This is a genomic window from Psychromonas hadalis ATCC BAA-638 (assembly GCF_000420245.1).
Lineage (GTDB): Bacteria > Pseudomonadota > Gammaproteobacteria > Enterobacterales > Psychromonadaceae > Psychromonas > Psychromonas hadalis.
Genome location: NZ_ATUO01000004.1, coordinates 43933 through 53756, shown reverse-complemented (window position 1 = coordinate 53756; position 9824 = coordinate 43933). Strand labels below are relative to the sequence as shown.

7 protein-coding genes are annotated in these 9824 nt (G+C 39.3%); 2 read left to right on the top strand and 5 right to left on the bottom strand.

The genetic code is table 11. The features are described 5' to 3' along the window. Positions 1-792: 792 nt before the first annotated feature. Positions 793-2676, top strand: a complete 1884-nt coding sequence (locus G322_RS0101170) for a hypothetical protein (RefSeq protein WP_022939979.1) — start codon at positions 793-795, stop codon at positions 2674-2676. Positions 2677-2687: 11 nt separating this feature from the next. Further along, positions 2688-2999, top strand: coding sequence for a hypothetical protein (locus G322_RS0101165; RefSeq protein WP_022939978.1), 312 nt, complete (start codon positions 2688-2690; stop codon positions 2997-2999). 132 nt (positions 3000-3131) lie between these two features. Here the strand turns inward: G322_RS0101165 and G322_RS0101160 are convergent, their stop codons facing one another. From G322_RS0101160 to G322_RS0101140, 5 genes are all read right to left on the bottom strand, one after another. Then, positions 3132-3758 carry a trimeric intracellular cation channel family protein gene (locus G322_RS0101160; protein ID WP_028866335.1) on the bottom strand — a complete coding sequence of 209 codons (627 nt, stop codon included), beginning with the start codon at positions 3756-3758 and terminating at the stop codon, positions 3132-3134. 65 nt (positions 3759-3823) lie between these two features. Then, on the bottom strand, positions 3824-6967 hold the full coding sequence (locus G322_RS19620) for an efflux RND transporter permease subunit (protein WP_033421952.1): 3144 nt from the start codon (positions 6965-6967) through the stop codon (positions 3824-3826). A gap of 2 nt (positions 6968-6969) precedes the next feature. Continuing rightward, entirely contained in the window at positions 6970-8049 is a 1080-nt protein-coding gene (locus G322_RS0101150; RefSeq protein ID WP_028866334.1) for an efflux RND transporter periplasmic adaptor subunit, read from the bottom strand. Positions 8050-8460: 411 nt separating this feature from the next. Further along, on the bottom strand, positions 8461-8808 hold the full coding sequence (gene erpA, locus G322_RS0101145) for an iron-sulfur cluster insertion protein ErpA (protein WP_022939975.1): 348 nt from the start codon (positions 8806-8808) through the stop codon (positions 8461-8463). A 285-nt stretch (positions 8809-9093) separates the two neighbouring features. Further along, on the bottom strand, positions 9094-9822 hold the full coding sequence (locus G322_RS0101140; protein ID WP_022939974.1) for a DUF6776 family protein: 729 nt from the start codon (positions 9820-9822) through the stop codon (positions 9094-9096). Positions 9823-9824: the final 2 nt, after the last annotated feature.

The following is a 9824-nucleotide window of genomic DNA, read 5'->3' as shown; positions in this document are numbered from 1 at the left end:
TCTCGTTTACGCGCTACAACATGTGCTCTGACGCAGTAGTAATACATTTTCTGAGTTGAGTTGTAGCTTTTACTTGCGCGCTCTGGTGCTACTTTAGCAGTGTAAGCATAGTTATTCTTAGCAAGCGTAATAGGAAACGAATCAATAAGATAAACACGGTCATCATCTGCCGATATTTTTTTTTGCTTGCAAAAAAGATATCAATGCAATAAATCCATTTGACAACTTGTTAACTCGATGTACGAACGCTGCGTAACCACAGAGTTTTGGAAACGGGTCACTAAGATGCTCTTGAGCATAACGATGTATAACTGAGATTGTTCGGTAACCTCTTAATATACCGTAACAATATATTGCCATTACTTCTTCATCCGTAAATGAAATGTTTTTCCCGTTGGTAAACCTTTCAACATGTGAATGAATTATATCTTGATATTCATTGCAGATTATCAAATATAATGATATTAATTTGTCTTCCCAGTTCATGTTTTTATCTCTCTTCGTTGGTTCGCACCTGAAGAGTAATACTAAACATGGGCTGGGTTCTATTGTTTTCGACTTTTGATTCGAATATCTACCCATTGATAGGTATTTTCAGTGAGTAGAATTATATTTTTTTATGGCTCTGTTCCATTTTGCTGTTGCCACCACTACAACCACTTAAATTACAAAGAGTTATAGATAAAGCAAATTAACGTAATCTCAACATTTACAAGGTGTTAGATTAAACAATAAAACCAGCAACATTGTTATGGAACAGAGCCTTTTTTATATTCATATATGGGGAATTTTATGAAACTTCAACACACCTTACTCTCTTTATTTGTTATCGGTGCACTGTCTGCCTGTGGAGGTAGTTATTCATCAGATGATACTTATACAGCTCTGACTACTTCTGTTACAGGTAAAGCTGCTGATGGTTACCTTAGCAATGCCAAAGTATGCCTTGATTTAAATAGCAATAAAATGTGTGATAGTGACGAACCTTCTACGATTACGGGAGAAGGGGGTACGTTTACACTGACAGGGGTAACACGAGCACAGATTGATGCGAATCCATTATTGGTTGAAATTATTGCAGGTGAAACAATCGATGAAGATGAGCCCGGTGTAGTCTTAACACAAGGTTATACACTCAGTGCTCCCGCTGGTTATACCTTTGTTAGCCCACTAACTACCCTAGTACAAAATGAGGTTGATAATGGCAGTAGCGTAAACGAAGCGGAAGTTGCAGTACAAGGCAAGCTAGGCACGACACTCTCTCTTAATGAGGATTACATTGCAGGGACAGAAACGGGGGAAGATGCAGATGAGTTCAAAAAACTACATCAAATAGCACAAGTGACTGCAAATATTATCGCTAATAACATTGCATTACTGGAAGAGACGGCAGATGCGGCAAATATCGACCTTGATGATCTTATTTCATTAATTATTAATGAAATTTTTGATGCACTTGATGAAATCACAGTTCAGGTTAAACTGGCAGAGGCGGATGACAATATCACCTTTGATGCAGATTCGATTGCAACCACGATTGACGATGAATTAATCGCCATAGAACAAGATACACTGGTTGATCAAGTTGCACAAAATGAAGCAGAGAACGCATCAACTACATCAAACCTTGCTGAACTTATAAAAAATGGTGGTATTAATTGGTTTTGGAGCGAACGAGAAGATGGTTATGTTGCATTAGGATTTGGCCATTTAAGCGTAGATAGTGACGATGTTTTTACTGATATAGAATATGAAATTAATGCGGAAGGAATTGCAGAAGAGCGTGAATATGACCCTGAAACAGATCTTGTATTAACCAGTGAAGGCTGGATTATCGGCGATGATACTATTACCAATATTACCCTTAATGCGGATCAGTCAATCACATTAGTGATGACAACAACGGCGCTAAATGAAACAGTGACTGGTACAGAGCTAATTTTAGACGGATTAAATGTAAAAACGGCATTAATGCATACCGGTGGTGATGGGTCATGGGCGGGTACAGTTGATAGTTCTCTAATCTTTCCTGACGGGTCTATCGCTTACCAGTTAAGTTTTGAACAAACGATGAGTACCCTCTACTCGCTTAATTTTTACGGTAGCTGTGATACAAAAGTATCAACGAACCCAGAAGATAATTGTAATGGTGTATGGATCGCAAATACCCCAGTACAGGATCTTGAGTCCCTTATTGTTAGCGACTCATCTGATGACATAAATGATTCAGCATTTCGTGTTATTAATGTAAGTAATGGCCACATATTCGCAGAAGTTGTCACTGGTGGTGTGGTTCATTTCTATAATCGAAATAGTGAGGCAGACACAACGGTACAATTATCATCTGGAACTTGGCAAGATATTACGGTTCACGGTAAAACACTAAGAGCGATAAACGCCCCTGCTTCGGTTGTAAATATGGATAATAACGCATGGTCTGACTTTGAAGATAGCAATACGCTCTACTTGACCGTTGTAGAGGGTTATGTAAGAAAGTTATCCGCTGATGATGATTTTGGAGATGACGGTGAATATGTATTTAATACAATAGCAGCAGAGTATATTTTAGCGAATGCAGACAGAGATAATTTAGCTGGTGATACATTTACTGAAACACTAAAAGCGATTGACGATACGACTGAAACGAGAGAGTTTACCAAACAGAATCTGCTGTAGGTGTTTATGACATGCTCTTTGATGACAAAAATCCAATTACTGTTACCATTGAAAAAGGTGGAACAGGCATAATCCTTTTTGAAGGTGATGACACACCGCAAATCCTTACTTGGGAGATTGCAGATGGTGGGTCATTAGACTTTATTGAATATGAACCTAGTACTGAAGATAATCCTTCTGGCGACCAGTGGTTTTGGTCAGTTATCATGGTGGAAGCCGATGCAGATATGCCAAGTAAAACGGCATTAATCGACGTATATACCCCAGAAGGGCAAGACGATAGCGCTGATTACGTGATATTAAATACTTTCACAAAGCGCTAAACAGAATAGATTAACGATGCTTAAATTTAAACTCAAGGGGCTAATAACTATTATTAGCCCCTTTTTGATTGGTAGCACCACCTAGTGATTACGATAACAAATAGCAGTTATTCCTTGTATAACTGCTATCAACTACGCTTCCCTATCATCACTAAAAACAGGCAAAGAAAGGTGCCAATAGATAGCAGACAATCGTAAAGAGAGCGTGCCTAACATTGCAATCAGCATCGCACTAATGGCACCAAACTCTAGATAGTTACAGATAACATAAAGCGTCGCCCCTAAAATAGAGGCTGTTGCATAAATCTCTTTTTGTAAAACAAAAGGGATTTGCCCGCTGAGCAGATCGCGTATCATGCCACCAACGACACCTGTTACACAGCCCATCACAATAGCAACAGGGCCACTAAAACCAAACGCTAACGATTTTTGCGCGCCAATAATAGTAAAAATAGCGAGGCCAAAAGCATCTAAAATAGGCAGGAGATAAACAGGAAAACGCTGAATACGGTGTAACCAAAAAACAGAAACCGCAGCGGTTATCAAAATCACATAAATATAAGTATTATCGATAATCCAAAAAACAGGGGTAGCCCCCATCATCATATCTCGAAGCGTCCCTCCTCCAATACCAGTCACACCAGCAAGAACCGCAATACCAAAAGGGTCCATACGTAAGCGAGTAGCCACTAACACCCCTGAGATAGCGAACACAATAAGGCCTATCATGTCGGAGATATAGATAAAATTTTCAAGCATTTTGTCACGTTCCATGCAAACTAATGAGGTGATGAATGTTAACCACCTAATCTTAAGGTTGCAAGTTAGTTAATGCTCAACACCTCTTTTTTTATATTGCGTTTTTCTGATAATCGAGAAAACCAATCTGAACTTTTAACACCAATCATTAATAAACAAGGCGTTAATATTAAGGTTAGCACAGTGGCAAAGGTAAGCCCGCCAGCAATAGCTGTTGCTAATTGCGCCCACCATTGTGTTGAGGGTGCGCCAAACTCAATAGTACGTGCAACAAAATCGATATTCATTTTCAATACCATCGGCATTAAGCCTAAAATGGTAGTGATTGTGGTCAGTAACACAGGGCGAATACGCTGCGCACCGGTACGCAAAATTGCATCGTGGGTATTCATGCCTCGCGCTTTAAAAACGTTGTAGGTATCAATCAATACAATATTGTTATTCACCACGATACCCGCAAGGGCGATCACACCAATTCCCGACATCACAATACCAAAAGCACTTTGGGTTAAAAATAGACCTATAAATACCCCTGCAGTTGAGAAGATAACCGCACTTAATATCAAAAATGCCTGATAAAAGGAGTTAAACTGCAACACTAAAATCAGCGCCATTACCGCCAGTGCAACCATAAACGCATTTTGTAGAAAAGCAGCTGCTTCCTGCTCATCTTCATTTTGACCACGCAGTTTTAAACTTACGCGAGGGTCAAGTCCCAATTCAGCTAGCTCTTTTTCAAGCTCAGGTAAAATAAGGCTTAAATTATACCCTTCTGCCATATCTGCACTCACGGTCATCACAATGCGTCCATCGACCTTTTTAATGGCAGACTGTTTTGCCATTGGCGTCAATGTAACAAAATGACTAACAGGAATTTGCCCAAAATCAGTTTGTAGACGCAGCTCTGCAAGCTTGCTTAAACTACGCTCATTTTCTGGATAACGCACACGAATATCGAGCTCATCATCCACATCATCGGGTCGATAAGTGCCTAACATCAAACCATTGGTCAAAAACTGCACACTACTACCAAGCAGTGTTGCATCCGCACCATAACGGGCTGCATCTGCACGGTTTATTTTAAACTGCCATTCAACACCTGGTTTTTCACCATCATCTTCAAGGTTAATAAAATAGGGTTTAGCCGCTAAAGCATGATGTAATTTATCCGCCGCAGCTTGTAACAACTCAGGATAACGCGAGCTTAGCTCTATCTGTAACGCCTTGCCTGTTGGCGGCCCAGCTTGATCTTTTTTAAACTCAATTTCCACACCGGGCAGATCTTTAGTGCGCATTTTAATATCAGCAATGATCTCACTTGCAGGTCGTCTATCTTGCCAGTCTCGTAGGTTAATACGCATCGAGCCTACTGTTTCACCTGTTGAGTCGCCTGTTTTTACATAAAGTGTATCAATCTCATTTTGTAACGGTAATATTTTTTGCTCAATGGTTGCCATGATCTTATCTTGCTCATCAATGGAAAAATCACCATAAGAGCGTACTTTAACATTAATGCCCGATGGCTCTACATCAGGAAAAAATTCCACACCCAAGTTTGATTTAGCAAACAGTGCAATGCCAAAAACGGCAATAAGAGAGGTCATTAACAGCACTAACCAAGGTGCTTTAATCGCTTTATGTAAGGTTTTTACGTAAAGACCTGTAAAACCGCTTAATGTCAGTAGATCGCCTTTATCGGCAATAATGGCATCTCTTTTTTCTTTTTCAGAAAGAGCGCGTGGTTTGCCAAAAATACTGCCTAATACAGGAATAAAAACCAGTGCCATTAATAGTGATGCCGTCAATGTCGCAATTAAAGTTAATGGTAAGTATTTCATAAACTCACCAGTGATACCCGGCCAAAAAAGCAAGGGTGCAAAAGCGGCCAGTGTGGTTGCAGTAGAAGCGATAATTGGCCACGCCATTCGCTTTGCTGCGGTCAAATAAGCTTGATGTCGATGCACACCTGCTGTCATTTCACGATCTGCAAACTCAATCACCACTATGGCGCCATCAACCAACATGCCCACCGCCATAATAAGGGCAAAAAGCACCACAATATTAACCGTGATACCCGCCATCCAGAGTACTAAAATACCTGTTAGAAACGATCCTGGAATGGCAATGCTCACTAAACCTGCACTACGCACGCCTAAAATAGCAATGATCACAATCACCACTAATAGCACAGCACTAATCACATTATTTTGTAGGTCGTTAAGCATCTGTTTTACATCTTTTGAGCTATCGCCCGCATAACTTACCTGAATATTATTCGGCCAATATTGACGATTTTCATCAATGAGTGCTTTAACTTTATCAACCGTTTCAATGATATTTTCACCCGGGCGTTTAATCACTTCTAACGAAACAGTAGGCTGTCCGTTTACCCGCACATACGTGGATGGATCTTTAAACGTTCGACGAATTTGTGCAACATCCGCAAAGGTGATCACCTTGTCACCCGTCACCTTAATCGGCATCTCCATCACATCTTTAATCGATGAGAAAACGGAAGGCACTTTAATAGGAAAGCGTCCTTTGCCATTATCCATGACGCCTGCAGCCACCAAGCGATTATTACGTGAGATCAGATTATAGATATCCCCCATATTAAGTTGATAACTTTCCATCAGTAGTGGATCAACTAAAATTTCCAACATGTCTTCACGATCACCACCAATTCTGACTTCAAGAATTTCAGCAAAACCTTCTAATTTATCTTGCATCAAACGCGCAAGGGTTATCATTGCACGCTCAGGTGCACTACCCGATAACAAAATAGTTAATGCTGGATTTTCAGTGGCTAAAGTAACCTGTTTAACCACGGGCTCTTCACTGTCCTGTGGCAATTTACTTTTCGCTTGGCTAACTTGCTCGCGTACATCGATTAACGCATTTTTTATATCGGTATCCATATAAAACTCAATCACTATTGAAACATAACCAGAGTTTGCGGTAGATTTCATCTCTTTAATACCTTCGATACTACGTAACTCTTGCTCAAGAGGACGTAATAATTGCCGCTCTGCATCTTCAGGAGAGATCCCCTCATGACCCACAGAGACGTAGATAAAAGGGATTGGAATATCAGGATCAGACTCTTTAGGAATATTAATATAAGCAGATAACCCAGCCACCAGCAAAAAAGCAAGCATCATCAATACGGCACGTTTGCGTGACAATGAACCTTCGATAATTGTTTTCATGGTTACTCCTTGCTCGCCGTTGCATCAACCAGCGCACCAGATTTCACAAAGCCTTGCCCCAAGGTAATAATATCAACGGGCCCATCAAAACCCGATAACCACGCGCCATTATTATCCGCTTCAACAAGGTTAATTGCTTTAAAGACAACCCGCCCCTCTTTTACTAACTTAACCCCTAAATTTCCCAGTTCATCCATCGCTAATGCTGAAGGTGAAATATAAATAGCGTCAATAGGATAAAGAGGAATATTAAGTTTCGCACTAATACCAGAGAATATTTTTAAACTCGGGTTGGCAAATTCAGCCTCAATACGAAAGGTACTGCTTTTGCTGTCAGCCATGGAAGCGATAAAGGTCAATTTACCCGTGATCACCTCACCAGAGAGTAGTGTTGCCGTTACTTTCTGCCCCTGTTTTAGCTGTGTGATGTGATGCTCTGTTGCATCTCCGCGAATGACAATGGGGTTGGTATTTTCGATACTAAAAATGGGATCTCCTACCTGTAAGTAATCTCCTTTATCCGCAAACTGTTCCTGTAATATGCCAGAAAATGGCGCAACAACATGAGTACGTTTAAGTTGTAGCTTAAGTTGTTTAACCGTTGTTTTGGCGGCCAGATATAAACTGTTCATCTCAGCAAGACGTGCTCGCCCCTGCAACCCTTTATCATTAAGCGATTTTACCGCTTTATAATTTAATTCACGCTCAGCAAGTAATGCCTTAGCTTGTGCTAACCGCTCTGGTAGTTCACTTTTTTCAATATTAACTAAGCTTTTATTGGCTTTAACATAACGCCCCTTAGCGGTAGATATTTTAATTATTTTACCCGCGACTTCAGCACGAACAATCGCACGACTATTCGCTTCACTTTTACCGTATAAGCTCAATGTTTTAATCATCTGTTGCGGGATAAAATGGGTAGTTTGCACTTTAGGAAGAGGTACTGCCTTAACCTCTTTTCCTGTGGAAACAAGTCCGCTCTGCGCTGGTGAAGATAACATCCAAAAAAACAGCAAACCTGTGATCAATAAAGCTAAAGAGTAGGGATGTAATAGAAAACGGCGGGCAGTGGTAAAAGACATAATAAACCTCAAAAAACAATAAAAAATTTAATGACGTAATATTATAGAGGTTAGTTTTTAATACTAGATAAAACAGTGATTACTGTTACTCACAGTCTGTTTTTGAGAAAAAAAGTGACAAAGCATTGCATACCCGTTACCAATCAAAGTGCTTTATTCAGTCGTCAGCTCGGATACTAAGCCAAGGCGCAGTATGATGACCTTACGAGAGATTAACAAAAAGACGTTAATCCTCTATCGGTATGATTAAAATAAAGACTTTAATCATTAAATGGCTAGCCCTTATCAAATACTGCCCTGAATTAGTTTTCGAGCTGGCGACCCACAGCTTACTGAATTTTGCACCTTGAATGATAATGGGTATAAATCAAAACTTCACCACTTTATAAAGTAGGGCTGTCTGTTAAACAACTAAATAGAAAATGAAGAACCACAGCCACACGTTGCAGTTGCATTAGGGTTATCAACAAAGAAACGTGAACCATCAAGACCACTAGTATAATCAACGGTACCACCGACTAAATATTGTAGGCTCATTGAATCAACAATTAAGGTCACCCCCTCCTTTTCGATTTGCGTATCACCTTCATTGATTTTTTCATCAAAGGTAAAACCATATGAAAAACCAGAGCAACCACCACCCGTTACATACACACGTAACTTCATATTAGGCTCTTCGTCGGCCATTAGCCCTTTTACTTGCTTAGCAGCGCTATCGCTGAAATAAATGGGCAGTGCCATTTCTACTTCGGATGTCATGTTAACCTCTAATTCGATGTGACCTTTTCGTAACTACTCAGGTCGTTGCCATTTAAAATTTGTTCAAGTTAAACTTCAGTTGTTTATCAATAACCGTGTAAAAAATGATCATTTAAACTACTAAACTGCGCATTTTCGCCTTGAACTAGACATAAATGGCTTAGCCCTGAGCATTACTGTCTATTTTGTATATAAATAAACTCATTTTTATAGGCTACTGAATAGTTGCATCTTTTCTAAATGAGGTATTATCTAATACTTGACTAATTTGTTCAAGTATTTATTCTATGGGACAACACGACTTTCACTGCTGTCAAATTCACTCAAATCGCCAATGTCTTTTGTAGTAAGTACACGCCAATCATACCGTTCTTCTAAATTTTGTGTTTTATACCAACGATTACCAGCCACAGTTAACTGTAAAATCACCTCATCAACAGTCATCTTTTCAGGTAGAGAAAAAGATCCTTGGATGGTTTGAAAATATTTAAATTTGAAGCTATTTGTTAGCTCATCAGTTAACTCACTCAATGCTATTTTTTTAAGCTCTTCACCTTCAAAAATTGACAAGTACAGTTCAAATCTGCCCTTTAAAAAACGTCGACCTTTTTGTGACTGCATTAAAACCAGTTCATAATCCCAAAATCCTGTTTGGCTATTATTAGTAATTTCAAAGGAGTGAACTTTAACCCCTGTTGTCTCTAATTCAGGCGAAATAACACGCTCATAAAAAAACAGTTTATTATTAACTATTGCTAATTCATCTTGTAATTGCTTATTACTCTCGATTAAGCTTTTAACTGTTTGCTGATTTGAGGTTAAGTTCATTTGCAAACGAGAAAAGTTTGTTTCCAAATGATCATTACGGACTTTGATGGTGATTAAATCAGTCGTTATCACCGCTATTTTATCAATTAATAATTCTTGCTTAAATTTCCCTAGTAAAAAACCTAATAACAAACAGATAAGTGCAACCACAAACCATTTTATAACACTATTTCTTAAACGCTTCAAAA